This is a genomic window from Streptomyces sp. NPDC007264 (assembly GCF_042869095.1).
Taxonomy (GTDB): Bacteria; Actinomycetota; Actinomycetes; order Streptomycetales; family Streptomycetaceae; genus Streptomyces.
In genome coordinates this window covers 308,140-334,180 of the sequence record NZ_JBIAFD010000008.1, presented here as the reverse complement: position 1 = coordinate 334,180, position 26,041 = coordinate 308,140, and the positions used below count along the sequence as shown (strand labels likewise).

Here is a 26,041-nt window from a genome sequence, read left to right as displayed (position 1 = left end):
GTCACTGCTGGGACTGTTCGGCCCTATCGGGCACCCGGGCCCGTCGGACGATCATGTGGCGGCGGCCGGGAGGCGCCGCGTCGTCCTTTCCCGCACCACGGCACTTCCCGGCTCGTCGGCGATACGAACCGATGGGGAGGACACCGTCCGGTGGACGAGGTACAGACAAGACACATAGCGAGCTCGGAGGAGGCGGGGACACCCGCGGTGCTCCACGAGCCGACCGGATCCACCGGACACACGCCGAGCAGGCCGTCCTGGGTGGAATGGCTGACAACCACCGATCACAAGAAGATCGGGACGATGTATCTGGTCAGCGCGTTCATCTTCTTCATCGTCGGCGGTCTGCTGGCCCTGGTGATGCGCGCGGAACTGGCCCGGCCCGGCCTGCAGATCATGTCGAACGAGCAGTTCAACCAGGCCTTCACCATGCACGGCTCGATCATGCTGCTGCTGTTCGCGATGCCGATGTTCACCGGCCTCGCGAACTGGATCATGCCGCTGCAGATCGGATCGCCGGACGTGGCGTTCCCGCGGCTGAACATGCTCGCCTACTGGCTGTTCCTGTTCGGCTCCTCGATCGCAGCGGCCGGTTTCTTCACCCCTGACGGCGCGGCCGACTTCGGGTGGTTCCTGTACGCCCCGCTGTCGGACGCCGTCCACTCGCCGGGCCTCGGCGCCGACTTCTGGATCATGGGCGTGGCGCTCTCCGGCTTCGGCTCGATCCTCGGCGCGGTCAACTTCATCACCACGATCATCTGCATGCGTGCGCCGGGCCTGACCATGTTCCGCATGCCGATCTTCACCTGGAACGTGCTGCTCACCGGCGTCCTGGTGCTGCTGGTCTTCCCCGTCCTGGCGGCTGCGCTGTTCGGGCTGGAGCTGGACCGCAGGTTCGGCAGCCACATCTTCGACCCCGCCAACGGCGGGGCGTTGCTGTGGCAGCACCTGTTCTGGTTCTTCGGCCACCCCGAGGTCTACATCCTGGCGTTGCCGTTCTTCGGCGTCGTCTCCGAGATCATCCCCGTCTTCTCCCGCAAGCCGATGTTCGGCTACATGGGCCTGATCGGAGCGACGATCTCGATCGCCGGCCTGAGCATGTCGGTGTGGGCGCACCACATGTACGTCACGGGCGGTGTGCTCCTGCCGTTCTTCTCGTTCATGACGTTCCTCATCGCGGTACCGACCGGTGTGAAGTTCTTCAACTGGATCGGCACCATGTGGCAGGGCAGCCTGTCCTTCGAGACGCCGATGCTGTATGCGACCGGCTTCCTGGTCACCTTCGTCTTCGGTGGTGTGACCGGCGTCATGCTGGCCTCGCCGCCGCTCGACTTCCACGTGTCCGACACGTACTTCGTCGTCGCGCACTTCCACTACACGCTGTTCGGCGTGGTGGTCTACGCGGTGTTCGCCGCGTTCCACTTCTGGTGGCCCAAGTTCACCGGCAAGATGCTGGACGAGCGCCTCGGCAAGATCACCTTCTGGACGCTCACGGTCGGCTTCAACCTGACGTTCCTGGTCCAGCACTGGCTGGGTGTCGAGGGCATGCCGCGCCGGTACGCCGACTACCTGGCGGCCGACGGCTTCACCGCGCTCAACACGGTCTCCACCATCGGGTCGTTCCTGCTCGGTCTGTCGATGCTGCCGTTCTTCTACAACGTCTGGAAGACCGCCAAGTACGGCAAGCGCGTCGAGGTCGACGACCCGTGGGGCTACGGGCGTTCGCTGGAGTGGGCCACCTCCTGCCCGCCGCCGCGGCACAACTTCACGGCGCTGCCCCAGATCCGGTCCGAGTCGCCGGCGTTCGACCTGCACCACCCGGAGGTCCGCGCGCTCGAGGCATCGAGGTAGGCCATGTCCCATGCCGTCCTGGCCCTGGGCGTCGCCGTGCTGACCCTCGCCGGTGCCGTCTGGTACCTGCCCGCCCTCGCGGATCTGCGTGCGGGGGCCGACCGTCCCGACTCCCGCCGCATCGCGGCGGCGGCCTGCCTGACCGGTTGGGGCACGGTCGCCTCCCTCGCCCCGCTGCTGGTCGCGAACGCGACCGGATGGGTGATCGCCGTCGTGACCGGCGTGGGTACGGGCGTCACGGCGGGCCTGTGGACACGCGCCGGGGTGCAGCGCAAGCGTGAGGAGCGCGAGGCCGCCCGTCAATGGGCGACCCTGCGCCACTTCGCCCCCGGCTCCGGCCGGGAGCCGGGCCCGTCCCCGTACACCGTCGCGGCCCTCCTCGGTACGGGGCTGGTCCTCTCCGTGGCCGTCGCGACCCTGCTGATGGCCGCGCCACCCGAGGACGGCCATGACTGGCTGACGGCCGCGGTCGCTCCGGCCGTCGTGATCGGACTCTTCCTCACCATCGCGGTCACCCGCACCCGCGTGACCCGCCGCCGCACGGCGACGGGTCACGCCCCGCCCACACGGTAGAGTCCTGGGAACCCCGCCGGGCGTGACGTTCCGCCCACGGGGTTCCCGCATGTCCTGACCCCGCCGCGCAGGCGCCCTCGGCCCGCCTCCCCGAGACGACGGCCGGCCGCGGCTCGGGGCCGGATCGGCGAGGAAGCCGTTCAGCAGGGCACTTCCCGCCACGCTCCGCGCCCCTGCCCAACCGCGCGCCGGAGCCTCCCCATGCGCGGCAGGCGCCGTCGTGCGCCCCGCGCACCCTCCCATCCGACCCACGAGTGGCACGGCGTCCCAGGAAGCCCTCAGGAACGTGGCCGAATCGGGTCATCTGACGTGTGTTCGCGGACCGCGATACTCAGGGCTGGGCAATCCGCCCGAACCCCTACGTCCGGAGGCCACCCATGCCCCAGACCCGCGTGTCCCACTCCACCGTGATCGAAGCCTGGCTGTCGGGCGCCGAGAGCGCCTACGGCCAGTCCAACCCTGCCGGCCCCCTCTACGTCGGCGGCACGGCGGCCGAGGCCGCGCTGATCGACCCGAGCGACTCGCTCTACGGCTTCTGCTCCAGCCCGAGCGGTTCGCACGGCAGTTTCTGCTGCTGACCGTCCACGGCGGTCCGACGGCCCCGGTGCGGGTGGCTGAGCGCTGAGTGCCTGCACGGGGCGGGGTTTCTTCGAGTTCGACCAGCAGGAGCGTGGGGAACCAGCGCCGGGCCGGGACGCCCGCGTACCCGGGAACGGCCGCGCCGTCCGGGCCGGCGAAACGGTCCCCCGCGCTCCCTCCGCGCGCCCTGGAAGGCGCGGGACGGCGGCACGGGAAAGGCGGACGGTGAGCGGATCGGGGCTGGAGAACGGGTACGACGCGGAGTGGTTCACCCCACCCGTACGCGCCGCCGCCCGCCCATGGCGGGAGGAACTGGCCCGGCGACTGGCCGGCATCAGCGCCCTGGGCCGGGAGGAACGGGACGTGGTGCTGGAAGCGGGCCACACCGCCCTGGTCAGGTCCCTGCACGCGAAGCTGTCCCGCCTGTTCCTGATCGAGCTCCACGCGCTGCGCCTGGAGACGGGCGGCGTCCGGCCCCCCGGGAGCCCCGCGGCCGCGGCCGACACGGACACCTGGGCCGCGTTCATCGAGCAGGCCGCCGAGAAGGGCTACCTCGACCGGCTGGCCGGCCGGTACCCGACGCTCGGTGCGCGGATCACGTCGGTGGCGCGGCTGTGGCTGGCGGCGACGGCGGGCTTCGCGCAGCGGCTGGCCGCGGACCGGGCCCTGCTCCGGCCGCTGCTGGCGGGAGCCGCCGGGGAGATACGTGCCGTCACCTTCGGCGCGGGCGACAGCCACCGTGGCGGCCTGACCGTCAGCCGGGTCGACTTCGTCTCCGGAAGCGTCATGTACAAACCCCGGCCCTCCGGGGCCGACCTGGCACTCGGCGGCCTGCTGGACGAGTTGTTCGCGGACTTCCCCGGGGCCCCGGCGCCGGACGAGCGGATCCGGGTGCCGCGGACCCTGGCGCGCGAGGGTTACGGCTGGGCCGAGTTCATCCACCACCGGTACTGCGCCGACGAGGCCGAACTCGCCGCGTTCTACCGCGGCATCGGGCACTGGCTCGCCGTTCTCCGCTTCACCGGCGGCACCGACATGCACGCCGAGAACATGATCGCGGCCGGTCCGGTGCCGGTGGTCGTGGACGCCGAGACCCTCTTCGACGCCCCCGCCCCCTTCCCGCCCAGCAACAGGGGCGACGCGGTGGACGTGGCGGCGGCGGCCATCCGCCGCACCGTGCTGCGGACCGGACTGCTGCCCGTACGCGGCACCGGCTTCGCGCTCGGCGGGGTGGACATCTCCGGGGTCGGGGCACTGCCGGGCCAGCAGCCGCTGATCCCGAACCCGGTGATCGCGGACGGCGGCACCGCGGCGGCCCGCTTCCAGGTGGACCTGGTCGCGATGCCCGCCGCGGGCAACCACCCCAGCCCCGCCCCGGTGCTGAGCGCCTACTGGGACCGCATCCTGACCGGCTTCCGGGAGATGACCGCCCACCTGCGCCGGCCCGGCGAGGACCCGTACCGGCTGCTGCGCCGCTTCGAAGGCACCCGGGCGCGCCGGATCCTGCGCCCGACACAGGCGTACGTCGACATCGGCCGGATGCTGTGGCACCCGGCGTCGCTGCACGACGAGCCCGCGGCCGTCGAGCGGGCCCGGGACATCCTGCGGCGCAACGCCGAGGTGCTGCCCGGCGCACCCACCGACCGCGCGGCCATCGACGCCGAGATCGCGGACCTGCTGGCCGGCGACGTACCGATGTTCACCTTCACCGTGGACCGGGCCGCCGTACGCGTCACCGTCGAGGACTGGCGCACGGCCGACCTGCCGCTGGAGGAGGCGGTGATCCAGGACGCCCTGGTGGGCGCCTACCTCAACGAGCGTTCGCTGCCCGCGCGTGTCCAGGCCCCCACCCGAGATCCGCACGCCCGGGACGGGGAGCGGCGCCGCCGGGCCCTGGCCGCGAGGATGGTCCGGCGGCTGTGCGACGGGGCGGTACGCGGCGACGACGGCACGGTCACCTGGATCAGCCCGGTGTTCACCCCGGCCGGATGGTCCATCAGGGTGCTGCCCGCCGACCTCTACACCGGGCAGGGCGGGGTGGCGCTGACCCTCGCGGAGTACCTGACCGAGGTGCGGGCCGGCCGGGCCGACGAAGTGCCCGGCGTCACCGAGACCTTCGACGGCGCGCTGCGGGTGCTGATCGGCACCGAGGACCTGACGCCGACGCCGTCCGCCGGGGCGTTCAGCGGCGCCGCGTCCCAGGTGTGGACCTGGCTGGCGCTGCACCGGGTGCTCGGTGAGGACCGGCTGCTGGAACGTGCGGCCGGACGGGCCCTGCTGCTGGACCGGGGTCCGCTCGTCGAGGACGACATCGAGGTGGACCTGCTCAACGGAGCCGCCGGCGCCGTCGTCCCGCTGCTCGGCCTGGCCGCCGCGACCGGGCAGGACCGCTGGCTCGGTGCCGCCGCGCACATCGGACGCCGGCTGGCCGGGCTGGCCACCCAGGACTCGAGCGGTGCCCGCTGGACGACCCGGCTCAACCCCGAGGGCATCGGCGGCTTCGCCCACGGCGCCACCGGCATCGGCTGGGCCCTGGCGAGGCTCGCCCTCAGCGACGCGGGTTCCGCCGCCGACCGCCGCGCCTGGAGCCACCTCGCCGAACGGGCCTTCGCCTACCAGGAGTCCCTCTGGCAGCCCGGGCACGGCAACTGGCTCGACGCGCGGGTCGGCGCGGAGGAGGACTTCTTCACCAGCTGGTGCCACGGCAGCGCGGGGGTCGGTGTCGGCATGCTCGACCTGTACCGGCGCGCGGGCGACCCCGCCCACCTCGACATGGCCCGGCGCGCCGCGCGCGCCTGTGCCGCCGAAGGCTTCGGCTGGAGCCACACCCTGTGCCACGGCGACCTCGGCCTGTGGGAGTTCCTCACGTCGCTGGACTCCGGCGACCGGCCGGATCTCGACGCGGAGATCCTCACCGGCCTCGAACAGCGGGGCCCGGTCGGCGGCCTGGCCCGCGAGGCCTTCTCACCCAGCCTCATGTCCGGTCTCGCCGGCGTCCTCCACACCCTCCTGCGCATGCATCCCGCGGCCGACCTGCCCAATCCCCTGCTCCTCGACTGACCTCGCCGGGTACGGACCCGCCCCGGGAGGTCGGCCGGTCCCGGCGGCAGCGGAGGAACTCCATGCCCGGGGATCTCTTCACGGAGGTGTCCCGGGGCGGGCGGGTTTCATCGCGAGGGCAGCTCGGCGGCCCGCAGCAGCAGGGCCCGTGCGGCGTCCACGCGGCGCATCGGCGGAGGCGTCCGGGGCGGGGATCGCGGCGAGTGCCGTCGCGCGGTTCAGGCCAGGGACAGGAACAGCTTCTCCAGGCGGGCGCGCAGCTCGTCGACGCTCTCGCCGTCGGCGCGCCCGGATTCCATGCCGGTGACGCACTGCTGGAGGCCGGTGGCGATGATCGCGAAGCCGGCCCGGTCCAGGGCGCGGGAGGCCGCGGCCAGCTGCATGACGACGTCCTCGCAGTCGCGGCCCTCCTCGATCATGCGGATCACGCCGGAGATCTGACCCTGCGCACGGCGCAGCCGGTTCAGCACGGCCTTCAGGTCCGTGTCCACCAGATCCAGTTCCATGACCACTCCTCGAAGCGCACCAGGGGGAAAGCATTCATACCCCTAGGGGTATTGTACGGCGTCGTCGACGGCCTCCCCCGTGTGCCGGAGGGGGCCGTCGGTCACAGGGTCGGTTCAGCCCGCTTCCGCCGACTGTGCGGCCGCCTCGCGGCGCAGGTCTTCCATGTCCGCCTCCCGGACCTTGCCGATGAGCTCCTCCAGCGCCTGCGGCGGGAGGGCGCCGGGCCGGGCGTAGAGGATCGTCCGGTCGCGGACGGCCATGAGGGTGGGGATGGAGGAGATCCGGAACGCCGCGGCGAGCTCCGGCTGCGCCTCGGTGTCGACCTTGCCGAACACGATGTCCGGGTGGCGCTCCGCGGCCTTCTCGTAGACGGGGGAGAACATGCGGCACGGTCCGCACCAGGCCGCCCAGAAATCGATCAGCACGATCTCCGAGCCGGTCACGGTCTCCTCGAAGTTGTCCTTGGTCAGTTCGATGGTCGGCATGCTGCCCGTTCTCCTTCGCTATACCCGGTGGGGTATTTTTCCCAACCGTCGGCCGGCCGGTTTTGTTCCAGGCAGACCGGCGGCAGCGGAAACCACCGCATCCGCTCGAAGTCGGCCGGCAGCCCGGTGGGTCCCTCGTCGGGCATGCCGGAGCGGGCGGTCAGCAGCGCGCGGGCGCGGGTGAGCTGCCCTGCCAGCGCGTCCTCGCCCAGCCGCCGGCGGGGGGTGGCGGGCATCGTGAGCCCGTCGGCCGTGCAGCAGGCGCCGGTCAGCCGGAGCGGAGGATCGACCGGGCCGCCGCGGTGGCGCCACTGCCCGGTGCGGGGATCGAAGCGGTAGTCGGACAGCAACCGGTGGCCGTGCTCGGCGATCAGCTCCACCGCGTCGATCAGGTAGTCGCGGACCGTGTCGCTGATGAAGTAGTTGAAGTTGAGGCGGACCCAGCCCGGCTTGATGCCGTCGCAGCCGCGGGTGACCTCGTCCAGCAGTGCGTGGGAGGAGGCCGCGTTGATGGCGAGCAGGCGGTGTCCGTAGGGGCCCGCGCAGGAGCAGCCGCCGCGGGCCTGGATGCCGAAGAGGTCGTTGAGCAGGGCGACGACGTAGTTGTGGTGCAGGTAGGAGTGCGCGCCGTACCGGATGCGGAAGGAGACGATGGACAGCCGCCGCGCGTGGCGGTTGCCGAGGATCTCGATGCCGGGGGCGCGGTCCCAGCGCGCCAGGGCCGTCCGCCAGTGCCGCTCCTCGGCGGCCTGGATGGTGTCGGTGCCGACCGCCTGCTTGAGGGCGAAGACCAGTCCGGCGCGGATGGACTCCACGATCGCCGGGGTGCCGCCCTCCTCACGCGCCACCGGATCGTCGAGGTACCGGTGGCCCAGGGGGCCGACGAACGCGACCGTGCCGCCGCCGGGGGCGGTGGGCACCCGGTTGCGGACGAGTTCGCGCCGTACGACGAGGACACCCGGGGTCTGCGGCCCGCCCACGAACTTGTGCGGCGAGAGGAAGACGGCGTCCTTGTGGTCCCCCGCGCCCGCGGTGCTCTCGGCGACGCGGATGGGCACGTACGGGCCGGCGGCGGCGTAGTCCCAGAAGGACAGGGCGCCGTGCGCGTGCAGCAGGCGTGCGATGCGGTCGGTGTCGGTCAGGATCCCCGTGACGTTGGAGGCGGCGGAGAAGCTGCCGATGCGCAACGGCCGGTCGGCGTACCGCCGCAGCTCCGTCTCGAGCCGGCCGAGGTCGATGTGGCCGTCGGCGTCCTCCTCGATGACCACGACGTCGGCGATCGACTCGCGCCAGGGCAGTTCGTTGGAGTGGTGCTCGTACGGGCCGACGAACACCACCGGCCGCTCGGCAGGCGGCGGTGCCTCCGGGCGCCGCAGCCCCAGGATGCCGACCAGCTTGTTGACCGCGGCGGTGGCGCCCGAACCGCAGAAGATCACGAGATCGTCGTCGGTGCCCCCGACCACGTCGCGGATGATGTGGCGGGCGTCCTCCCGCAGCCGGGTCGTCTGCAGGCCGGTGGTGGAGCTCTCGGTGTGGGTGTTGCCGTAGCGCGGCAGCACCTGCTCGCGCACGAAGTCCTCGATGAAGTCGAGGGAGCGGCCGGACGCGGTGTAGTCGGCGTAGACGATGCGCTGCGGGCCGTACGGCCCGTCGAGGACCTCGTCGTCTCCGATGAGCCCGCGGCGGACGCGCGCCACCAGAGGCGACGCGGGCGGGGGTGCCGAGGCGCTCATGGCGCCAGCTCGATGTCGACCTCGGGCGGCTGCTGGAGCGTGTTGTGGACCGTGCAGTGCGAGGCGACCGCGAGGAGGGCGGCGCGGCGCTCGTCGGGCAGTCCGGGCGGCGGGACCACGGTGACGCGGACCGCGGCGACGCGGGCCGGCCGGTCGGTGGCCATGGTGTACTCCGTGCGGACCCGCAGCCCCGCGCGGTCCAGACCGTGGCGGTGGAGATAGCGGCCCGCGTAGAAGGCCACACAGGTGGCCAGGGACGCGGCGAACAGCTCGGTCGGTGTCGGCGCGCTGTCGGCGCCGCCCGCCTCCGTGGGCTGGTCGACCAGGATCCGGTGACCGCGGACGTCCACGGCGTACGCGTCCGCGTCGACATGGGTGACCTCGAAGCCGTGCGCGTCCGCCTCCCGCGTCCCACGCGCGCCGGTGGTCCCCGATGGTGCGCCTGTCATGGCTGGGTCCTCCTCGTCGGCGTCGACTGCTTCCGGGATCAGTGAAACGCGGGAGGGGGCGCCCGGCGGAGGGGCCGATGGGGTGTGAACGGGGCCGTTCGGTCCTGGATGGGACTACGGCGATGACATACCCTACGGGGTATTTTTCGCGGTGGTCGGGGCCGTACCGCACGGCCGGCCCCGCCTCGGGCGCGCCCCGGGCGTGGGCGGCGGCCGCCCGCACAAGGGCCGAGCGGTGCGACAGTGGGGCCGAACGGCCCCCCGTTGCGCCGGGACGGGAAAATACCCTCGGGTGCATACGTTGTTGTCATCGTCCAGGAGGACCGTCCGATGACCGTCTCCGAACAGCAGGCCTCGTCCGAGACCCGGGCCACTCTGCCGCTCATCGGCGACAAGGCACCGTACTTCGAGGCCGACTCCACCCATGGGCCGGTACGGCTGACCGACTACGCCGGCCGGTGGCTCGTGCTCTTCAGCCACCCCGCGGACTTCACCCCGGTGTGCACGACCGAGTTCGTCGCCTTCACGGAACTCGCCGACGAGTTCGCCGCCCGGGGCGCCGCCCTGCTCGGCAACTCCGTCGACTCGGTGCACAGCCACCTCGCCTGGACCCGGGCGATCGAGGAGAAGCTGGGGGTGCGCATCCCGTTCCCGATCATCGCCGACCTGGACACGGGCGTCTCGCGCGCGTACGGCATGCTCCACCCGAACACGTCGGGCACCGCCGCCGTGCGAGCGGTCTTCGTCATCGATCCGGAGCAGACCGTGCGAGCGGTCCTCTACTACCCGATGAACGCCGGCCGGATGATCCCCGAGCTCCTGCGGCTCCTCGACGCCCTGCAGACCTCCGACCGCGACGGCGTCTCCTGCCCGGCCAACTGGCGGCCCGGCGAGGACGTGGTCCTCGGGGCCCCGAAGACCCAGGCGGAGCTGGATGCCCGGCTGGCCGACGGCGGCGTCAAGCTCACCGACTGGTACCTGGCCTGGAAGCCCGGGACGGCCGCCTGACCCGGACGGCGGTCAGGACCGTACGGCGCGGCGGTCAGGACCGTACGGCGCGTACCAGGGCGTCGACGGCCGTGCACGAGCCGTCACCCTCGGCCACCGGCCGGGTGACGGCCTCGGCCCGCAGGATGCGGGCGTGCGGCCGCCACAGGGCGGCGACCTGCTCGGCGGTGTAGAGCACGTGCGGATCCCGCGGGCCGCCGTGGCCGTGCTCCGGGTTGGTCGCGTCATGGCCGACGAGCAGCAGCGTCCCGCCCGGCCGCACGGCCGGCGCGGCCCGCCGCAGCACCTCTTGCAGCTGCGGCCACGGCAGGTGCAGGTAGGCGATCAGAGCCAGCCCGTATGCCGCCTCGGGGGGCTGCCAGGCCGTCAGGTCGGCGCGGACGGTGCGCAGTCCGACGCCTCGCTCGGCGGACACCCGTTCCGCCTTCGCCAGCGCGACGGCGGAGAAGTCCACGGCGTCCACCTCCCAGCCCCGCTCCGCCAGCCAGACCGCGTTGCGTCCCTCCCCGGCCGCCAGGTCCACCGCGCGCCCGGCGGGCTCCAGCCCGGCCAGCTCCTGTTCGACGAACCGGTTGGGCCGCGCCGTCCAGAGCAGCCCGGAGCCCCGGTAGCGCTCGTCCCAGTCCGCTGCGTCCATGCCGTGCTCCTCATCCCTCCGCGTGTGCGGAGCCCTCGTCCCGTCGGCCGTCGGTGCCGAGCGCGCCGTTCCTCCCCTGTCCGCCGGAGGTCTTCTCGTCTCCGCCGGAGCTCCGTTCGTCCCCGGCGAGGAGATACGGATACGGGCAGTGTCCCGGATCCGGGGCGATGCAGGCGTTGCAGGGCCGGGACCGGTCGACGACACACTTCGGGACCGGCCTCATGGCCGGTCCCCCCTGCCGTCCGGTTCCGGGAACTGCCGCGCCAGCCGCCGCAGCGCGCGCTTGAAGGCCAGGACCGGCACGTAGTGGCGGAGGGGAGCCTGCGCGAAGTGCTCGAACTCCTCCACCACCGCGGCGGTCAGGAGGCCGGAGGGAATGTCGGGGCGCCGGTGCGCGAGCCGCGCCCGGACGTCGTCGCGGGCGCGGCGCTCCGCCTCCGGCGTGACGGGGCCGGCCGGCCGGGTGTCCCGGCAGTGGCCGCCCCGCTCGACGGACGGCGGTGCGCCGTCACCTGTGATCCTGACCATGCCGCCAGTATACCCCCGGGGGTATATCGTGAGTGAGGTGAGGGCCCGCCGGGGCTCAGGCCAGGGTCAGGAACAGCTCCTCCAGCTCGCTCTCGGTCATCGGCGGGACCTGTCCGTGCGACTGCTCGTTGAGGCACTGCCGCATCCCGCTGGCCACGATCTTGAAACCGGCCCGGTCGAGAGCCCTGGAGACCGCGGCGAGCTGGGTGACGACGTCCTTGCGGTCGCGGCCCGCCCTGATCATGGCGATGACTCCGGCCAGTTGCCCCTGTGCGCGGCACAGCCGGTTGAGCACCTCGGTCGCCGAGTCTTCTGCGGTGTTCGGGCCTTTCGTGTCCATGTGGACACCTCCTCAGGGCCGGTCGGTGAGGTCAACACACCCCCGTAGGTGCGCGGAGACGGTCAGGGGAGGACCGGGTCCGAGGAGTCGGCGGGCCGGCCGCCGTCGGCGGGGCCGGCCGGACGCGACCCGGGCGAGCCGACGGGCAGGGTCGGCGCGCCGCTCCGCCGCTCCTGCGCCCGCTTGGCGCGACGGAGCATGGACCAGCTGAACAGGAGCCCCGCGACGGCGGCCGCGCCGGTCCAGATCAACGGGTCGGCCGACAGGACGTCGAGCAGTTGGGGGCCCGTCTGCTGGCCGAGGACGAAGACGCCCATGACGGCGACGAACCAGCCGAAGGACTTGCGCAGGGCGTCCTGCGGGATCCGCCCGGCGACCCGGCCGCCGACCAGACTGCCGGCGACGGCCGCGGCGGTGACGACGGCCGCGAGCCCCCAGTCGATGTGCACACTGGCGAGGTAGCCGGCCAGCCCCGCGAACGACTTCATGGAAATGACCAGCAGCGAGGTGCCCACGGCGACCGCCATCGGCAGCCCGCCCAGCAGGGCGAGCGCCGGGACGACCAGGAAGCCGCCGCCCGCGCCCACAAGACCGGTGGCCAGACCGACCGCGACACCGTCCAGGAGGACGTGGGCCACCGGGAGTTCGTGGCGGACCGGCTTCGGCTCCCCGCGTCGGCCGCGGATCATGGCGACGGCGGTGGCGATCATCATCAGGGCGAACGCGATGAGCAGCACGGTGCCGGGGACGAACTCGGCCACCCGCCCGCCCGCGTAGGCGCCGGTCATGCCGGCCAGGCCGAACAGCAGCCCGGTACGCCAGCGGACGCGTCCGGCGCGGGCGTGCGAGACGACGCCGGCGGCGCTGGTGACGCCGACGACGAACAGCGAGGTGGCGATGGCCTCCTTCGTCTCCATCCCGGCCAGGTACACGAGGATGGGCACGGTCAGGATGGATCCGCCGCCGCCCAGCACGCCGAGGCTGATGCCGATGAGCAGCGATCCGGCGATGACGACGGCGATCACGACACGCCTCGCGCGGTGAGGGGCCGTCCGGCGCGGGTGAGGGCCTGCGCGGCCCACTCCGTGCGGCCGCGGGACCGGCGGACGAGGACGAGGGGCTCGGGGAGGTGCGGCGGCGCGCCGTGAGCGCGTGCGGCGGCGTACGAGGCCGGTGAGGCGTGGGCCTGGGGGGTCATGGGACGGAACTCCTTGCTGCCGGCGGAGCGGTCGGCTGACGGGCGGGACACGCCCGGCCGGGGGCGGCGTCCGCGGACCGGCCGCCGCCCCCGCTCCGATCAGGCGTCTGCCGTTGCGGGCTGGGCGAGCCAGGCGCCGTAGCCGCCGAGCAGGTCGGAGACGTCGGCGCGGCCCTTGTGCCGCAGCAGGCTGGCGGCGATGGACGAGCGGTGGCCGCCCGCGCAGTGGACGACCAGCGGACGGTCGGCCGGGATCTCGTCCGTCCGGCGGGCCAGTTCGGCCAGCGGGATGTGCAGCGAGCCCTCGATGAAGCCCTCTTCGCGCTCCGCGCCGCCCCGGACGTCGAGGATCACCGGCGGCTCGTCGCCCTGCAGCGCCCGGTGGAGTTCGTCGACCGTGATACGGCTGGCCTGTTCCATCTCGTCGGCCATGACGATGAAGGCGCCCTCCGGCTCACGCAGGTAGCCGCCGACCTTGTCGAAGCCGATCCGGGCCAGCCGGGTGACGACCTCCTCCTCGCGGTCCTGCGGCGCGACCACCACGACCTCCTCGTCGGGGCCGACGACCATGCCCGCCTGCTCGGCGAACCGGCCGTCCGCGGGCACGTTGACCGCACCGCGCAGATGCCCGGCGGCGAAGTCCTGCGGGGAGCGGGTGTCGAGGACGACCGCGCCGGCGGCGCGACGCTGCAGGAACTCCTCGGTGGACAGCGGCCGGGGGGCGGCGGCCGGGTCGAACAGGCCGTGCTCCTTGCGGTTGAGGATCGCGTCGTAGACGAAGTACGCGGGGGCGGAGGGCTGTCCCGCGGTCACCAGGGCCACGAACTCCTCCTCGTCCATCGGACGGCAGGCGTAGTTGGTGGCGCGCTGCTCGCCGATGGTGGACTGGCGCTGGGTGGAGAGGTTCTTGCCGCAGGCGGATCCGGCGCCGTGGGCCGGGAAGACCCGTACCTCGTCGGGCAGGCCCATCAGCTTGGTCTGGATGCTGTCGTAGAGCATCCGGCCGAGCTCGTCGGCCGTGACGCCGAGCGAGGCCAGCAGGTCGGGGCGGCCCACGTCGCCGATGAACAGCGCGTCACCCGTGAGCACGCCGTAGGGCACGGCGTCGTCCGCGTGCTCGTGGACGAGGATGCTGATCGACTCGGGGGTGTGGCCCGGGGTCTCCATGATCTGCAGGGTGACGTCGCCGAGGCTGATCCGCTCGCCGTCGGCCAGCTTGCGGATGGGGTACTCGGCCTCGGCGCGCTGCCCGTAGCCGATCCAGGCGCCGGTGCGGTCGGCCAGTTCCAGGTGGCCGGCGAGGAAGTCGGCGTGGAAGTGGGTGTTGAGCACGGCCTCGATGGTGAAACCGTGGGCCTCGGCGTCGGTGAGGTACTCGGAGATGTCGCGGCGCGGGTCGATGACGACGGCCTTGCCGGTGGTCTCGTCGGCGACCAGGTACGACGCCTGGGAGAGGCAGTCGAGGTAGTACTGGGCGAAGAACATGGTCGGGTGACCTCCATGTCGGACGATCCCGGGGTAATACCCCCCGGGGTATATATCGAGGCAGGATGCGCCCTTCTCGCCGGACGGAACCGTCCCGCCGAAGGGCTGGTCAGGGGGGAGGTCGGCCCGGGTCAGGGGAAACCCGGGCCGACCGGTCACAGGCGGCCGGTGAGCATGCCGCGCCAGTACACCGGCGGCAGCACGTACCGCTTGAACACCCACATGTCGCGCCGCTCCTTGAACGTGTTGATCAGGGGGAACGACGGCTGGGGCTTCAGGTCGTAGTCGAACTCGGCGAGCAGCATCTTGTCGCGGGCGGTCACCAGCGGACAGGACGTGTAGCCGTCGTAGCGGTGCGACGGGGCGCTGCCCTTCATCACCTCGAGCAGGTTGCCGACCACGACGGGTGCCTGCTTGCGCACCGCCGCGCCGGTCTTCGACGTGGGCAGGTTCGCCACATCGCCGATCGAGAAGACGTTCGGGTGCTGCGGGTGCTGGAGGGTGTACTTGTCCGCGGCGACGAACCCGAGCGGGCTCGCGGGGTCGGCGAGCGGGCTCGCCTTGACCCAGTCGGGCGCGCTCTGCGGCGGTACGGCGTGCAGCAGGCCGTAGGAGAGCGTCTCCTTGCTCCCGCTCGCGTGGTCGGTGATGGTGACCTCGCGGCGGTCCCCGTCGACGGCGGTCATCTCGGACCGCAGCCGCACCTCGATCCCGTACCGGGCGGCCACCTTCTCCAGGGTCCGCGTCCAGTCGGGCACCTTGAACATGGCGGGGTCGGGGATGACGAGGATGACCCGGATCTGGTCGAGGACCTTCTGCTTGCGCCAGTAGTCGGCCGCCAGGTATGCGATCTTCTGCGGGGCGCCGCCGCACTTCAGGGGCGTCGCCGGGTGCGTGAAGACGGCGGTGCCGGAGCGCAGGTTCTTGATCAGCTCCCAGGTGCGCGGGGCGTACTCGGGCGCGTAGTTGCTGCTGACGCGGTCGTGGCCGACCGCGTCGGCGAGCCCGGGCACGCCGGCCCAGTCCAGCTGGATGCCGGGGGCCATCACCAGATACTCATAGGTGAACTCGTCGCCGCCGGAGAGCGTCACCGTGCGGGCGTCGGGGTCGACGGCCACGGCACGCTGCCGTATCCAGCGCACTCCGTCCGGCATGACCGACGCCTCGGGGCGGCGGCTGATGCGCAGGGGCGCCTGACCGCCGCCGACCAGCGTCCACAGCGGTTGGTACCAGTGCGTGTCGGACGGTTCTACGACGGTGATGTCGCTGATGCCGGCTCGGCGCAGGCGGGCGGCGACGCTGATGCCGGCGCTACCGCCGCCGATGACGGCGACGCGGTGACGGCCGGTGATCGGCTCTCCTGCGGGCGAGGGGGTGGCGGCCATGGCGGAACTCCTTGTGTCAGGCCTGGGTGCGGGTGGTGGGTGTGGCGTGGGGCCGGGACGCGGGGTTCCGGTGCCGGCGTGAAGGGCGATGGAGCGGGAGTCGGTGGGCGCCGAGAGTGTGGACGGTCAGGCGGTGCGCTCGTGGTACCCGGCCGCCAGCGGGCGGCCGCCGTCGGCCCAGCCTCTGGTGCCGCCGGCCACGGAGTAGGCGTCGACACCGCGGGAGCACATCCAGTCGGTGGCGGTCTTGCTGCGGTTGCCGCTGGCGCAGATCACGTACACCCGCTGGTCGGCGGGCAGCTCGGAGCATCTGTCCAGCACGGTGCTCAGTGGCATCAGCCGTGCGCCGGGCACGTGTCCGGCGGCGTACTCGTCCGCCTCCCGTACGTCGACCACCAGGCCGCCGTCGGCCCAGGCCGCGGCGAGCGTCTCCAGTGTCACTTCGCGAGCCATTGGTTGCCTCCTCAAATACCCAGGGGGGTATCAATGTCGGCGAGCGTAAGTGGCGCCCATGGCTCCGTCAAATACCCTGCGGGGTATTTGCCTGTCAGGCAATATCTGGATGTATAGACGCATCCCCACCCTGGTCAGAGTCTGACGTCATACTTCCCGGCGCTCGGACGGGCGGGGACGATCCCGTGCCCTGCGGTGCGGGGAGGGGGTGTCGCTGCCGACCTGGGCGCGCCCGGTGGAGCGGAGTCGGCGGGACCGGATCGGTGCCGGCCGGACGCGGGGGCCGGGCGGCAGGGGTGCCGAGGTGTCTCGGTGGGGGTCGGTGCCGCCCTCGTGGGGCGTTGCGGGCCCTGTCGGTTGTGCGGCGGGCGCGGCGGGCGGCGTCGGCCGCACCGCGGCGTACGAAGGGCCGCGTGCCGGCTCCGTCCCCGCGTTCCGGAAGCGTTGCGGGGCGGCGCCCGCCCGCGGCGGTGCTCCGGCGGCGCGGGCCGGCTCGACCGTGTGGCCGCGGGCGCCGAAAGGCTCGACCGTGTGGCCGTGGGCGCCCGGTCGCGGCACGGCGGCGATGCGGTCCTCGGTGACGGTGGCGAGCGCGGTGGCGGACATGCCCCCACACGTAAGCGACCGAGCCGTCCGGCGACCAGGGCCGAACGGCCCCCTTCTCGTCCCCCGATGCCCGGGGGCCGCTCTCGGGGCGGGGCGGGGCGGGGCGGGGAGGGGAGGGGAGGGGCGGGGCGTGCGCGCCGTTGAAGGGCGTGCGGCTGAGCGGACTTACTCCCGCTCAGTCCACAGGAACGGTGCGCGGGACGTTCGGGAGTCAGTCCGCCGTCGACGCGCTGCCGGTCGAAGCCGGCGCGGTCGAAGCACACGCGGTCGGAGTCGGCGCGGTCGTCGCCGGTGTGGTCGTGGCCGGTGGGGTCCCACGCCTCGGAACGGCCCCTTCCGTCGGAACGGCCCGGACGGTTCCGGTCGTCCGGGGCGACGGGCGGCTCATCCGGCCAGGACCGCACAGCCCAGCGCGAGCAGGGACAGCCCCTTCACCAGTTCCAGCCCGACGTAGTACAGGTGGGCGTGGGAGCGGTGCCGTGCGGGGTCCTCGCCCGCGAGCACGGCGTCGGAGCGCCGGTTCAGCCGTGGCCGGACGACGGCGAGCTGTGCGGCCAGGACGGCGGCGACGATCGCGGTGAGCGCGACGACGGCCGCGGACGGAGCGCCGGTGGCCACGGCGAAGACCACACCGAGGGCCAGGACGGCCTCGACGAGGTTGAGCGCGCGGAAGACGAGACGCCCGATGCCGAGTCCGATGGGAATCGTCACTCCCGGCGCCCGGAACTTCAGCGGCGCCTCCAGGAAGGAGATCGCCAGCACCATGCCGAGCCAGAGGAAGGTGAGGGCGCCTGCCGCGGCCGCCGACGTGGTGTTCATCGCTGCCCGTCTCTTCTGCCGGGGCAGCGGCATCTCGAGCTGTCGGATGCCGCTGCCGTCGAAGCCTGCTGTGTGCTGCGGGCCGCGGTCCAGGGGGCCGGGAGCGCCGCAGGTCGTTTTTACGATACCGCTTGTAATAAATCGACCTGGGGCCGGGTCATGGCCGGGCGAGTCATCCGGCGGTGATGCGCTCCAGCGGTACGTCCGGGTCGGCGAGCTGGTCCCGGTCGACCGGGGTGCCGGCGCGGACCAGGTGCCGGATCCCCTCGTTGACGTCCCAGACGTTGACGTTCATACCGGCCAGCACGCGGCCGTCGGCCAGCCAGAAGGCGATGAACTCCCGGCGTGCCAGGTCACCGCGCACGACCACGTCGTCGTAACCGCCGGGCTCGGCGTGGCCGACGTATTCCATGCCCAGGTCGTACTGGTCGGTGAAGAAGTACGGGACGCGGTCGTAGGACGCGGGCTCGCCCAGCATCGACGCGGCCGCCGTCTCGGGCTGGTGGAGGGCGTTGGCCCAGTGCTCCACGCGGATGTGCCTGCCCAGCAGGGGATGGAAGGCGTTGGCCACGTCACCGGCCGCGTGGATGTCCGGGTCGGAGGTTCTCAGGGAGGCGTCGACCACCACGCCGTTGTCGACGTGGAGACCGGACGCGGCGGCCGGCCGGGTGTTCGGGACGGCGCCGATCCCGACGACGACGGCGTCCGCGTCGATGCGGGTGCCGTCGGCCAGTCGCACCCCGGCCGCTCTGCCGTTCTCGCCGATGATCTCGGTGACCTGCGCGGTCAGTCGCAGATCCACGCCGTGTTCGCGGTGCAGGTCGGCGAAGACGGGCGCGATCTGTGGCCCCAGGACGCGCAGCAGCGGCAGCTCGCCCGCCTCCACGACGGTGGCCTCGACGCCGGCCGCCCGCGCGGCGGCGGCCACCTCGAGGCCGATCCAGCCCCCGCCGACGAGGACGATGCGGGAGGCCGACCGGAAGATGCGCCTGATGCGTTCGCAGTCGCCGATGCGGCGCAGGTACAGCACGCCGTCGAGGTCGGCGCCGGGCACCGGAAGGCGGCGCGGGGCGGCGCCGGTGGCCAGCAGCAGCTTGTCGTAGCCGATCGTCTCGCCTGCGGGGCGACCGGAGCCGTCACCGCCACCGGAGACGCCGACCGTGTGCCGGTCCCGGTCGATCGCGGTGACGGTGTAGCCGAGCCGGAGTTCGACGCCCTGGTCGGCGTACCACCGCGACGGGTGGACGGAGATCGTCTCGCGGTCCTCCTTGCCCTGCAGGCAGCCCTTGGACAGCGGCGGACGCTCGTAGGGTGCCTCGGGCTCGTCCCCGATGAGCAGGATCCGGCCGTCGAAGCCGTGTCCGCGCAGTGCTTCGGCGGCCTTGGCGCCGGCCAGGCCGGCCCCGGCTATCACGAATGTCGGTGGTGTCATCACGCTTGCTCCCAGCTGTCGGTCGTGCGGTGGGGCCGGGTGGTGCGGCCGAGGGGGCGTCGGCTCCCGGGGCCCCTCACCCGTGAGCCGGGTGAGGGGCCCGCCCGCCTCCTCGCGTTCTGTGGCTCGCCGCCCGCCGTCAGGGGGCCTGCGTGCCGTGGTAGCGCTGCGCGAGCCGGGCGAGGGCGACCGCGCCGAGCAGCAGGCCGAAGTCACGGAGCGCGATGTCGTAGTAGCCGGGGACGGTCAGCAGGTCGACGATGATGCCCGCCAGCCATCCGGCCACCAGCCACCCCCCGAAGCGTGGGGCGACGGCGACGGCGAGGCCGGCCACGATCTCGATGACGCCGACGGCGTACATGGCCGTCTGGGCGCTGCCCGGGGTGATGTCGTCGATCCATGGCGCGAGGTAACCGGGCCAGTCGACGAGCAGGTTGGCGAACTTGTCCAGCCCGAACAGGATCGGCGCCAGCGTGAACCCGGCACGCAGGACGACGAATGCCTGGTAGCCGGGGTCGGCGAGTGCGGTCCGCCGGGAGGTGGGTGAGGGGGCGGTCGGGGGTGCGGACGAGGACATGGTGGTGGCCTTTCCCTTCTATCGACAACTTTCACTTACGATAGAAGCGCGTCCACCCCTCTTTAGTCAATGGCTATTGGTTTTACACTGCTCTCCATGGACCACGCGAAGGAAGCACCCGATCCCGACGTCTCCGCCGTCGCCGCTCTCGACGAGCCGACCCGGAGAAGGCTCTATGACCATGTGGTGCGCCAGCCGGGCCCCGTCAGCCGCGACGAGGCCGCGGCCGCCCTGGGACTGGCCCGGCAGACCGCGGCCTTCCACCTGGACCGCCTGGCCGACGAATCGCTCCTCGACGTCGTCTACGAACGGCGCAGCGGCCGCACGGGGCCCGGCGCGGGCAGACCCGCCAAGCTCTACAAGCGCTCCACCAAGCAGGTCACGGTCAGCCTGCCCGAACGGCACTACGAGCTCGCCGGACGGCTGCTCGCCGAGGCCCTGGAGGAATCCGAGGCCACCGGCGAACCGGTACGGGCCGTTCTGCACCGCAAGGCGCACGAACTGGGCCGGCAGCTCGCCGTCCAGGGCCGAGCGGGTGTCTTCGACCTGCTGGAAGGGAACGGATTCGAACCCCGCTACGACGGTGACGCCATCGTCCTGGGCAACTGCCCCTTCCACGCGCTCGCCCAGGAACACCCGCAGACCGTGTGCGGCATGAACCTCCACCTGCTCCAGGGCGTCCTCGAAGGGCTCGACGAGGCCAGGCTCCGGGCGTACCTGTCGCCCGGCCCCGGCCACTGCTGCGTCCGCCTGCAGCCTGCTTCCCCGCCGCCCCCGACCGCGCGCCGTCTCTGAGGAATGCCGCCGTCACGGCCGCGCGCCGCCCGCAGGACCTTCCCCACCCACGAGGAGTACGTCATGGAGATCACCGCACCGCTCACGGCTTCCGCATCGGACGCGGACGACCTGTCCACCCGCTCCGCCGGTGTCCCCGGGCAACAGGCGCCGATACCCCCCGTCACACCGCTGCGCGTCGTCCATGACACCGACGGCATCGATCTGGCCGGCGCCGAACGCGCCGCCGCTCAGTTCCTGCGGGCGCTCGGCATCGAGACCGACACCGAAAGCCTGCACGGCACCCCCGGCCGCATGGCCCGCGCCTATGCCGAACTGTTCAGCCCGCGCCCCTTCGACCTGACGACCTTCCCCAACGACGAGGGCTACGACGAACTGGTGCTGGCACGCGGCATCCCGGTCCGATCCGTGTGCGAGCACCACCTGTTGCCGTTCGTCGGCACCGCCCACGTCGGCTACCTACCCGGTCACCGCATTCTCGGCCTGTCCAAACTGGCCCGCGTCGTCGAGTACTTCGCCTGCCGGCCCCAGGTCCAGGAACGCCTGACCAAGCAGGTCGCCGACTGGCTCCAGGCCCACCTCGAGCCCAAGGGCATCGGCGTCGTGATCGAAGCCGAACACACCTGCATGACCCTCCGCGGCGTCCAGGCCACCGGCTCCAGCACCCTGACCTCCACGCTCCTGGGCACACTCCGCCACGACGCCCGCTCGCGCGCCGAATTCCTCTCCCTGGCCGGCCTTCCCGGCTGAGCCCGGCCACCCGCCCCGCTCCCACCCCGGGGCTCGGGCCCGGCCCGGCGGAGGCCGACGGGTGCCGGCGGCGCGGGTGGCCTCCGCGCGGCCCCGTGACCGCCGCGGCGCGCCCCGGTCGCGCGTCACGCGGCGCGCGCCGGTCGCGCGTCAGGCGTCAGGCGTCACGCGACACGGGGGAACGGTCAGGGATGGAGCTTCTTCTGCTCGCCGAGCATGGCGACGAACTTCTCGATGCGGGCCGCCCGGGTCTCCGGCTTCTTGGCGTCCCCGACCCGGTGGAGGATCGAGTACCGGTTGCGGCTGTCCAGGGTGGCGAAGAAGTCGCGGGCCGCCGGTGCCGCGTCCAGCGCGGCCTGGAGATCGTCGGGGACCGTCGCCTTGCTCTGCGGCGCGTACGCCGCCTCCCAGCGGCCGTCCGCCTTGGCCTTCTCCACCTCGCGCAGGCCGGCGGGCCGCATCCGGCCCTGCTCGATCAGCCCGATGGCCTTCTGCCGGTTCACCTCCGACCACCTGCTGCCCGGCCGGCGCGGGGTGAAGCGCTGCAGCCAGTGTTGCTCGTCCAGCTTCTTCTTCTGCCCGTCGATCCAGCCGTAGCACAGCGCCGACTCCAGGGCCTGCGGGTAGTCGACGCCGTCGAGTCCGGAACCGGCCTTGGGGATCCTCACCCAGATCCCTGGGACGTCCCCGTGGTTCTCCTCCAGCCACTTCTCCCACGCGTCCTGCGTGGCGAAGGAGAGAACCGGGTCCGTGGCTTTCCGTGATCCCTCAGACATGGCCTTCATGAAATCCCACCCCGGTGGCCCGGTCAACATCCGGCCGGAGCCAGGCAGTCGGGCCCGGGGGCCCGGCCTGCCGTCCCCGCTGGTCGAGCGGCACAAGGAAGGGCGGATCCGTTCGGACCGGGGTGGGGGTCACCATGTGCGGCGCCGGGTCACGACCGTGCTCCCGGGCGGGGTGCCCTCCCCGCCCGGGGCCCGGTGGTGGCCCGGCATCCGCGGCCTACCAGCGGTTCCGATGCACGACCTCGGCCACCGGGCGGCGGCCCACCGGCCCGAACCTGCCGCGCGGCCACCCCACCGGGACGGCCGCGAAGGTGTTCATGTCGTCGGGGATGCCGAGGACCGCCTTCCACTCGTCCTCCAGCATCAGGTGCCAGATGGTGATGTTGGCGGCCAGCCCCAGGCCCCGTGCGGCGAGCAGCAGGTTCTGCACGCCCGGGTAGACGCACGAGCCCTCCGCGAGGGCGCTGAAGCGCTCCTGGATCCGCGCCATGCGCGTGGTCGCCTCGGCGCCGAGTTCCTCGGCGTAGCGTCGCAGGCCCTCCTCCTCGATCCTCGGCTCCGGGAACCGGTAGCAGGGGATGATCAACGCCGGGGTCTGGGCGAAGTGGTCGCGCTGGTACTCGATGGCGGCGACCATGCGTCCGTACGCGGCCTCGTCCATGCCGGCGGGCGCGTACTTGCCGGTCGTGGCCAGGTAGGCGTCCACACACCGCTTCCACAGCGGCGCCAGCTCGGCCATGACCGCGGGGTCGGTGACGACGACGTACTCGTAGCGCTGCATGTTGCCGCCGCTGGGGGCCCAGACGGCCGCCTGTATCAGGCGGTCCAGGAGTTCGTCCGGCACCGGGTCGGGCCGGAGGCGCCGCATGGCCCGCATGGTGGACATGGTCGCGAAGAGGGCCGGCTCGGCGGCAACGGCCGGTGCCTGGGGCGTGGTTGGCTGAGTGTCCATGATCGCGAGTGTAGGGATGCGGCAGTTCGCCGGCGCCCAGGGCGCCACCGGCGACCTCGTCGACCACGACGGGGTCCAGGTCATGAGGGACTGAGGCGGTTCGCTCGCTCACGCCTGCCCGGCGTAGGCGGCGAACGCGGTCCACTGCTCCGCGGAGAAGGTGAGCGAGGCCGCCGAGGGCCTCTTCGAGTCCCGGACATGGACGGCGGCGGGTGTGGTGGCGACCTCTACGCAGTCTCCGCCGTTCGTACCGCTGTAGCTGCTCTTGAACCAAGCGAGTTCGCTGTGCTGCTGTCCAGTGCGCGTGTCGACGCTCATAGCTCCCCTGCCATGTGCTCGATGAGGCGGGCGGACTCCTCCGTGTGGAGGGCCTGTGACCGCAGCATTCCATACCGCAACCAGAACTCGCTGACCTCGTCCTGGTCCGAGCGAATGCTCATGATGCCCTGCGCCTCGATGCAGACGAACTGCCGACGTTCCAGCGTCTCCAACAGAACCATCTGACCGTTGACGCCGCTGTGCGCGGCGAGCTTTGTCGGCATCACCTGAACTTCCACGTTGCGCAGACGGACACTGTCCCGCAGCCGCTCCAACTGTTCCCTCATCACCCTCACACCACCCACCATCCGGTGCAGAGCGGCTTCTTCGATGACGCAGGAGAACACGACACATGGGTTCTTGCGGGTCAGAAGCGACTGACGCGCGAGCCGAGCAGTGAGGTGTTGCTCAATGGCCTCCTCGTCGAGAGGCGGGAAGTGAGATTCGAGGAGGGCGCGGGCGTATGACTCGGTCTGGAGCAGTCCTGGTACGAGCATGGGGTCGTAGGAGAAGCGGCTGACTGCCTCAGCCTCCAGCAGTGCGAAGTCCTGGAAGAACAGGGGGAGCTTCGCCCGGTCCACGTCATCCTGGAGAACTCGCAGAGCGCCACCCGCTTCCAACGCCCGCTCCGCCGCCTCGGTGAAGGAGACCTTCGCGGGCCGCCGCCCCTGCTCCACCGAGGCCACCTGCTCCACCGAGTACCCGATCGCGTCCGCGAGCCCCTGCTGCGTCAGTCCCGCCCGTTCGCGGAACAGGCGCAGCAGCTTGCCATAAGCGCTCCACACGGCCGGCCGTTCCTTCTCCGGCCTGCGTCGGCCCGTGGTCTGGCACGTGCGCTCCGCTGCCCTGCCCATGTCGCCCCCTGATCTGCCGCAGTCCTGGTGCGACCTGCTCAACGACGCCTCGGTGCAGCCGATGCGCGGTGCGGACCCGTACAACGGCCGTACAGACCCGTACCGGAGACCGAGGCCAGGGGGCGCCACGAGCCCTCTTTGTCACGGTTGAGTACCGGGCCGGAACTGTGGCTTCCACCACAGCCAACGCGATCTTGTCCTGGTGTGATCGCCGGATGCTCGGTTTCCTCCTCCGTCTCCTGCCCTTCTGGGTCCGTGAGCCACTGTTCATCGTGATCGGGTCCGTTCTCGGCGTACGCCTCATGTATCTCGCCCTCCGCGACGAGGAATGGGCGGCAGCCGGGATCGGTGCGGTGTTCCTGGTGTTCACCGCGGTGCGTGTCCACACGGTTGTCCGGGCCCTGCGCGCACGCCGGAACCCGAGCCCGGTGGCCTCCACGGGCGGGGCGGTGTCCGAAGCTGCTGCCCAGCCGCAGCCGCAGCCGCAGGCTCCGGAGGCGCGGCGTCCCACCCCGGCCGCTCCGGAGAGGGACCACAACGCCTGGGGCCAGGCCGTCGCGGCCGTGGCCGTGTTCGGGGCACTCGGGGCCGCAGTGTGGCTGGGCCCGCATCTGCTGCCCTCCGAGGACAGGACACCGCAGGCCGCCTCGTGTTCGAGCGAAAAGGACGAGAAGCTGCCGAGCGCCTACAAGAATGCGTCCCACGCCGTGACCGGCGATGAGCTGTGCAAGGCGCTCAACAGGTCCGACCTGGCCCAGCTCCTCGGAACGCCCGCGGAGACCGCGACCTCGGCATCCGGCACCAGCAACACCGCTCCCCTGACCGACGGGAAGGTCGCCCAGCCGGAGGCCGAGGTCCAGTTCGACACCTACACCGTGAACGTCTCGGCCACGTACAACAAGCTGTCGATCGCCCAGTACGTGAAACTGATGAAGTTCGGGGAGGAGACGGACATCAAGAAGCTCTCCGTCCTCGGCCGGCCCGCGGTCCTCTTCTCGGATCACACCATGAAGATCGAGATCAATCTCGGGGGCGGCGGATCCGGCGGGCCCGTCGGCCAAGGCCCCCTGGCCAGAACGTTGTCCGTGGCCCTCGACGGGAAGGACCGGGGCGGCTACTGCGACATCACCGTGTGGAGCACGTCCGGAGCCCTCCCGGACGACAGCGCCCTCCTCGGAATCGCCGAGAAGGTTCTTCCGGCGATCCCCGAACGGACCGTGTGACGAGGCGCTCGGGGGCCACGGTCCTTCTCCTTCGCTGCGCCGGCGCCATGGGCCTCGGCTTCGGCACCGTCGTCGTTCCCGATACCGAGACCGAAGCCCGCCTGACGGCCCTGGTCGGTCAGGAAGATCGCGGATCTGTCGGACGGGCGGCCTGGCCAATACTCTGAGCCCCGTCCGCACTGTCTGGGGGAGTCATGACAAGTAGGTTCACCGAGTTGGTCGTCGACTGCCGCGATCCGGAGAGGCTCGCGGCCTTCTGGTGCGAGGTCCTGGACTTCAAGGTGATCGACCGGAGCGAGGGCAAGGTCGAGATCGGTTCCTGGGTGCCGACCGTCGAGGACGTTCGGGCCCGCCAGATGCCGCCCACCCTGCTGTTCATCCAGGTGCCCGAGGGCAAGACCGTGAAGAACCGGCTTCACCTCGACGTCAGCCCGATCGACGGCAGCACCGAGGACGAGGTGACCAGGTTGCTCGGTCTCGGCGCCACCAGGACGGATGTGGGCCAGGGATCAGACCGGAACTGGGTGGTCATGGCAGACCCCGAGGGCAACGAGTTCGACGTCCTCCGCACCCTGGCACCGCAGTACCAGTAGATGGTCGTAGCTAGTGCCCCGGCAGGCAACGTTTGCCCGTCAAGGAGCGGCGTCCGGTGCGTGCTC

At 72.0% G+C, this 26,041-nt stretch carries 28 protein-coding genes; 9 read left to right on the top strand and 19 right to left on the bottom strand.

Annotated elements, in window-relative coordinates:
* The first annotated feature begins 207 nt into the window (after positions 1 to 207).
* From ctaD to ACFYMU_RS16910, 4 genes are all read left to right on the top strand, one after another.
* Entirely contained in the window at positions 208 to 1,851 is a 1,644-nt protein-coding gene (gene ctaD, locus ACFYMU_RS16925) for a cytochrome c oxidase subunit I (RefSeq protein WP_388373536.1), read from the top strand.
* A 3-nt stretch (positions 1,852 to 1,854) separates the two neighbouring features.
* Positions 1,855 to 2,424, top strand: coding sequence for a hypothetical protein (locus ACFYMU_RS16920; RefSeq protein WP_388373467.1), 570 nt, complete (start codon positions 1,855 to 1,857; stop codon positions 2,422 to 2,424).
* Between the two features lie 377 nt (positions 2,425 to 2,801).
* Positions 2,802 to 3,002, top strand: coding sequence for a DUF6229 family protein (locus ACFYMU_RS16915; protein ID WP_388373465.1), 201 nt, complete (start codon positions 2,802 to 2,804; stop codon positions 3,000 to 3,002).
* A 226-nt stretch (positions 3,003 to 3,228) separates the two neighbouring features.
* The gene (locus tag ACFYMU_RS16910; RefSeq protein ID WP_388373463.1) at positions 3,229 to 6,063 is read left to right on the top strand and encodes a type 2 lanthipeptide synthetase LanM family protein; all 2,835 of its coding nucleotides are present in this window, start codon (positions 3,229 to 3,231) and stop codon (positions 6,061 to 6,063) included.
* Between the two features lie 218 nt (positions 6,064 to 6,281).
* Here ACFYMU_RS16910 and ACFYMU_RS16905 read toward each other — a convergent pair whose 3' ends face one another.
* The 4 genes from ACFYMU_RS16905 to ACFYMU_RS16890 form a co-directional block, all read right to left on the bottom strand.
* The gene (locus ACFYMU_RS16905; RefSeq protein ID WP_388373461.1) at positions 6,282 to 6,569 is read right to left on the bottom strand and encodes a metal-sensitive transcriptional regulator; all 288 of its coding nucleotides are present in this window, start codon (positions 6,567 to 6,569) and stop codon (positions 6,282 to 6,284) included.
* A gap of 114 nt (positions 6,570 to 6,683) precedes the next feature.
* Complete coding sequence (trxA, locus tag ACFYMU_RS16900; protein WP_388373460.1) at positions 6,684 to 7,055, bottom strand: thioredoxin; 372 nt, start codon at positions 7,053 to 7,055, stop codon at positions 6,684 to 6,686.
* Positions 7,037 to 8,788, bottom strand: a complete 1,752-nt coding sequence (locus ACFYMU_RS16895) for an aminotransferase class V-fold PLP-dependent enzyme (RefSeq protein ID WP_388373458.1) — start codon at positions 8,786 to 8,788, stop codon at positions 7,037 to 7,039. Before ACFYMU_RS16895 ends, trxA begins: the two co-directional genes overlap by 19 nt.
* Entirely contained in the window at positions 8,785 to 9,237 is a 453-nt protein-coding gene (locus tag ACFYMU_RS16890) for an OsmC family protein (protein ID WP_388373456.1), read from the bottom strand. Before ACFYMU_RS16890 ends, ACFYMU_RS16895 begins: the two co-directional genes overlap by 4 nt.
* 330 nt (positions 9,238 to 9,567) lie before the next feature.
* On the opposite strand from ACFYMU_RS16890, the gene ACFYMU_RS16885 reads away from it, so the two are divergent.
* On the top strand, positions 9,568 to 10,245 hold the full coding sequence (locus ACFYMU_RS16885) for a peroxiredoxin (RefSeq protein WP_388373454.1): 678 nt from the start codon (positions 9,568 to 9,570) through the stop codon (positions 10,243 to 10,245).
* A gap of 34 nt (positions 10,246 to 10,279) precedes the next feature.
* Here the strand turns inward: ACFYMU_RS16885 and ACFYMU_RS16880 are convergent, their stop codons facing one another.
* The 11 genes from ACFYMU_RS16880 to ACFYMU_RS16830 all read right to left on the bottom strand — a co-directional run bounded on the left by ACFYMU_RS16880 (position 10,280) and on the right by ACFYMU_RS16830 (position 19,705).
* Positions 10,280 to 10,882, bottom strand: a complete 603-nt coding sequence (locus ACFYMU_RS16880; protein WP_388373452.1) for a class I SAM-dependent methyltransferase — start codon at positions 10,880 to 10,882, stop codon at positions 10,280 to 10,282.
* A 219-nt stretch (positions 10,883 to 11,101) separates the two neighbouring features.
* The gene (locus ACFYMU_RS16875; RefSeq protein ID WP_388373450.1) at positions 11,102 to 11,410 is read right to left on the bottom strand and encodes a three-helix bundle dimerization domain-containing protein; all 309 of its coding nucleotides are present in this window, start codon (positions 11,408 to 11,410) and stop codon (positions 11,102 to 11,104) included.
* Between the two features lie 55 nt (positions 11,411 to 11,465).
* On the bottom strand, positions 11,466 to 11,750 hold the full coding sequence (locus ACFYMU_RS16870) for a metal-sensitive transcriptional regulator (RefSeq protein ID WP_388373448.1): 285 nt from the start codon (positions 11,748 to 11,750) through the stop codon (positions 11,466 to 11,468).
* 62 nt (positions 11,751 to 11,812) lie between these two features.
* A complete protein-coding gene (locus ACFYMU_RS16865) occupies positions 11,813 to 12,775 on the bottom strand; it encodes a sulfite exporter TauE/SafE family protein (RefSeq protein ID WP_388373446.1) in 963 nt (320 codons plus the stop codon).
* Positions 12,772 to 12,948 (bottom strand): hypothetical protein, encoded by a 177-nt coding sequence (locus ACFYMU_RS16860; protein ID WP_388373444.1) that lies wholly within the window; start codon positions 12,946 to 12,948, stop codon positions 12,772 to 12,774. Before ACFYMU_RS16860 ends, ACFYMU_RS16865 begins: the two co-directional genes overlap by 4 nt.
* Before the next feature lie 99 nt (positions 12,949 to 13,047).
* The gene (locus tag ACFYMU_RS16855) at positions 13,048 to 14,433 is read right to left on the bottom strand and encodes a rhodanese-like domain-containing protein (RefSeq protein ID WP_388373442.1); all 1,386 of its coding nucleotides are present in this window, start codon (positions 14,431 to 14,433) and stop codon (positions 13,048 to 13,050) included.
* A gap of 155 nt (positions 14,434 to 14,588) precedes the next feature.
* Positions 14,589 to 15,818 (bottom strand): FAD-dependent oxidoreductase, encoded by a 1,230-nt coding sequence (locus ACFYMU_RS16850; RefSeq protein ID WP_388373440.1) that lies wholly within the window; start codon positions 15,816 to 15,818, stop codon positions 14,589 to 14,591.
* Between the two features lie 126 nt (positions 15,819 to 15,944).
* A complete protein-coding gene (locus tag ACFYMU_RS16845; RefSeq protein WP_388373439.1) occupies positions 15,945 to 16,271 on the bottom strand; it encodes a rhodanese-like domain-containing protein in 327 nt (108 codons plus the stop codon).
* Between the two features lie 990 nt (positions 16,272 to 17,261).
* Positions 17,262 to 17,696: a hypothetical protein gene (locus tag ACFYMU_RS16840; protein ID WP_388373437.1), complete on the bottom strand. Its 435-nt coding sequence runs from the start codon at positions 17,694 to 17,696 to the stop codon at positions 17,262 to 17,264.
* A 172-nt stretch (positions 17,697 to 17,868) separates the two neighbouring features.
* On the bottom strand, positions 17,869 to 19,128 hold the full coding sequence (locus tag ACFYMU_RS16835) for an NAD(P)/FAD-dependent oxidoreductase (RefSeq protein WP_388373435.1): 1,260 nt from the start codon (positions 19,126 to 19,128) through the stop codon (positions 17,869 to 17,871).
* Positions 19,129 to 19,267: 139 nt separating this feature from the next.
* On the bottom strand, positions 19,268 to 19,705 hold the full coding sequence (locus tag ACFYMU_RS16830) for a hypothetical protein (protein WP_388373434.1): 438 nt from the start codon (positions 19,703 to 19,705) through the stop codon (positions 19,268 to 19,270).
* Between the two features lie 96 nt (positions 19,706 to 19,801).
* Between ACFYMU_RS16830 and ACFYMU_RS16825 the strand changes: the two genes are divergently transcribed.
* Both ACFYMU_RS16825 and folE read left to right on the top strand, forming a co-directional pair.
* Positions 19,802 to 20,500: a helix-turn-helix transcriptional regulator gene (locus tag ACFYMU_RS16825; RefSeq protein WP_388373432.1), complete on the top strand. Its 699-nt coding sequence runs from the start codon at positions 19,802 to 19,804 to the stop codon at positions 20,498 to 20,500.
* Between the two features lie 63 nt (positions 20,501 to 20,563).
* The gene (gene folE / locus ACFYMU_RS16820; protein ID WP_388373430.1) at positions 20,564 to 21,250 is read left to right on the top strand and encodes a GTP cyclohydrolase I FolE; all 687 of its coding nucleotides are present in this window, start codon (positions 20,564 to 20,566) and stop codon (positions 21,248 to 21,250) included.
* 185 nt (positions 21,251 to 21,435) lie between these two features.
* Here the strand turns inward: folE and ACFYMU_RS16815 are convergent, their stop codons facing one another.
* From ACFYMU_RS16815 to ACFYMU_RS16800, 4 genes are all read right to left on the bottom strand, one after another.
* The gene (locus ACFYMU_RS16815) at positions 21,436 to 22,026 is read right to left on the bottom strand and encodes a YdeI family protein (protein ID WP_388373428.1); all 591 of its coding nucleotides are present in this window, start codon (positions 22,024 to 22,026) and stop codon (positions 21,436 to 21,438) included.
* A 226-nt stretch (positions 22,027 to 22,252) separates the two neighbouring features.
* Positions 22,253 to 22,987, bottom strand: a complete 735-nt coding sequence (locus tag ACFYMU_RS16810) for a nitroreductase family protein (protein ID WP_388373426.1) — start codon at positions 22,985 to 22,987, stop codon at positions 22,253 to 22,255.
* A 108-nt stretch (positions 22,988 to 23,095) separates the two neighbouring features.
* Positions 23,096 to 23,305, bottom strand: coding sequence for a DUF397 domain-containing protein (locus ACFYMU_RS16805; RefSeq protein ID WP_388373425.1), 210 nt, complete (start codon positions 23,303 to 23,305; stop codon positions 23,096 to 23,098).
* A complete protein-coding gene (locus tag ACFYMU_RS16800) occupies positions 23,302 to 24,159 on the bottom strand; it encodes a helix-turn-helix domain-containing protein (protein WP_388373423.1) in 858 nt (285 codons plus the stop codon). The genes ACFYMU_RS16805 and ACFYMU_RS16800 overlap by 4 nt, the downstream gene beginning before the upstream one ends.
* A gap of 215 nt (positions 24,160 to 24,374) precedes the next feature.
* On the opposite strand from ACFYMU_RS16800, the gene ACFYMU_RS16795 reads away from it, so the two are divergent.
* Together ACFYMU_RS16795 and ACFYMU_RS16790 are read left to right on the top strand one after the other, a co-directional pair.
* Positions 24,375 to 25,382, top strand: coding sequence for a DUF6215 domain-containing protein (locus tag ACFYMU_RS16795; RefSeq protein WP_388373421.1), 1,008 nt, complete (start codon positions 24,375 to 24,377; stop codon positions 25,380 to 25,382).
* Positions 25,383 to 25,576: 194 nt separating this feature from the next.
* Positions 25,577 to 25,975: a VOC family protein gene (locus tag ACFYMU_RS16790; RefSeq protein ID WP_388373419.1), complete on the top strand. Its 399-nt coding sequence runs from the start codon at positions 25,577 to 25,579 to the stop codon at positions 25,973 to 25,975.
* Positions 25,976 to 26,041 lie beyond the last annotated feature (66 nt).

Bases quoted from the DNA above. Each gene is read 5' to 3' on its own strand.
- ACFYMU_RS16920 (WP_388373467.1), top strand. From the start codon at position 1,855: ATGTCCCATGCCGTCCTGGCCCTGGGCGTCGCCGTGCTGACCCTCGCC.
- ACFYMU_RS16915 (WP_388373465.1), top strand. From the start codon at position 2,802: ATGCCCCAGACCCGCGTGTCCCACTCCACCGTGATCGAAGCCTGGCTG.
- ACFYMU_RS16905 (WP_388373461.1), bottom strand. From the start codon at position 6,569: ATGGAACTGGATCTGGTGGACACGGACCTGAAGGCCGTGCTGAACCGG.
- trxA (WP_388373460.1), bottom strand. From the start codon at position 7,055: ATGCCGACCATCGAACTGACCAAGGACAACTTCGAGGAGACCGTGACC.
- ACFYMU_RS16895 (WP_388373458.1), bottom strand. From the start codon at position 8,788: ATGAGCGCCTCGGCACCCCCGCCCGCGTCGCCTCTGGTGGCGCGCGTC.
- ACFYMU_RS16890 (WP_388373456.1), bottom strand. From the start codon at position 9,237: ATGACAGGCGCACCATCGGGGACCACCGGCGCGCGTGGGACGCGGGAG.
- ACFYMU_RS16885 (WP_388373454.1), top strand. From the start codon at position 9,568: ATGACCGTCTCCGAACAGCAGGCCTCGTCCGAGACCCGGGCCACTCTG.
- ACFYMU_RS16880 (WP_388373452.1), bottom strand. From the start codon at position 10,882: ATGGACGCAGCGGACTGGGACGAGCGCTACCGGGGCTCCGGGCTGCTC.
- ACFYMU_RS16875 (WP_388373450.1), bottom strand. From the start codon at position 11,410: ATGGTCAGGATCACAGGTGACGGCGCACCGCCGTCCGTCGAGCGGGGC.
- ACFYMU_RS16870 (WP_388373448.1), bottom strand. From the start codon at position 11,750: ATGGACACGAAAGGCCCGAACACCGCAGAAGACTCGGCGACCGAGGTG.
- ACFYMU_RS16860 (WP_388373444.1), bottom strand. From the start codon at position 12,948: ATGACCCCCCAGGCCCACGCCTCACCGGCCTCGTACGCCGCCGCACGC.
- ACFYMU_RS16855 (WP_388373442.1), bottom strand. From the start codon at position 14,433: ATGTTCTTCGCCCAGTACTACCTCGACTGCCTCTCCCAGGCGTCGTAC.
- ACFYMU_RS16850 (WP_388373440.1), bottom strand. From the start codon at position 15,818: ATGGCCGCCACCCCCTCGCCCGCAGGAGAGCCGATCACCGGCCGTCAC.
- ACFYMU_RS16845 (WP_388373439.1), bottom strand. From the start codon at position 16,271: ATGGCTCGCGAAGTGACACTGGAGACGCTCGCCGCGGCCTGGGCCGAC.
- ACFYMU_RS16840 (WP_388373437.1), bottom strand. From the start codon at position 17,696: ATGAACACCACGTCGGCGGCCGCGGCAGGCGCCCTCACCTTCCTCTGG.
- ACFYMU_RS16835 (WP_388373435.1), bottom strand. From the start codon at position 19,128: ATGACACCACCGACATTCGTGATAGCCGGGGCCGGCCTGGCCGGCGCC.
- ACFYMU_RS16830 (WP_388373434.1), bottom strand. From the start codon at position 19,705: ATGTCCTCGTCCGCACCCCCGACCGCCCCCTCACCCACCTCCCGGCGG.
- ACFYMU_RS16825 (WP_388373432.1), top strand. From the start codon at position 19,802: ATGGACCACGCGAAGGAAGCACCCGATCCCGACGTCTCCGCCGTCGCC.
- folE (WP_388373430.1), top strand. From the start codon at position 20,564: ATGGAGATCACCGCACCGCTCACGGCTTCCGCATCGGACGCGGACGAC.
- ACFYMU_RS16815 (WP_388373428.1), bottom strand. From the start codon at position 22,026: ATGTCTGAGGGATCACGGAAAGCCACGGACCCGGTTCTCTCCTTCGCC.
- ACFYMU_RS16810 (WP_388373426.1), bottom strand. From the start codon at position 22,987: ATGGACACTCAGCCAACCACGCCCCAGGCACCGGCCGTTGCCGCCGAG.
- ACFYMU_RS16805 (WP_388373425.1), bottom strand. From the start codon at position 23,305: ATGAGCGTCGACACGCGCACTGGACAGCAGCACAGCGAACTCGCTTGG.
- ACFYMU_RS16800 (WP_388373423.1), bottom strand. From the start codon at position 24,159: ATGGGCAGGGCAGCGGAGCGCACGTGCCAGACCACGGGCCGACGCAGG.
- ACFYMU_RS16795 (WP_388373421.1), top strand. From the start codon at position 24,375: ATGCTCGGTTTCCTCCTCCGTCTCCTGCCCTTCTGGGTCCGTGAGCCA.
- ACFYMU_RS16790 (WP_388373419.1), top strand. From the start codon at position 25,577: ATGACAAGTAGGTTCACCGAGTTGGTCGTCGACTGCCGCGATCCGGAG.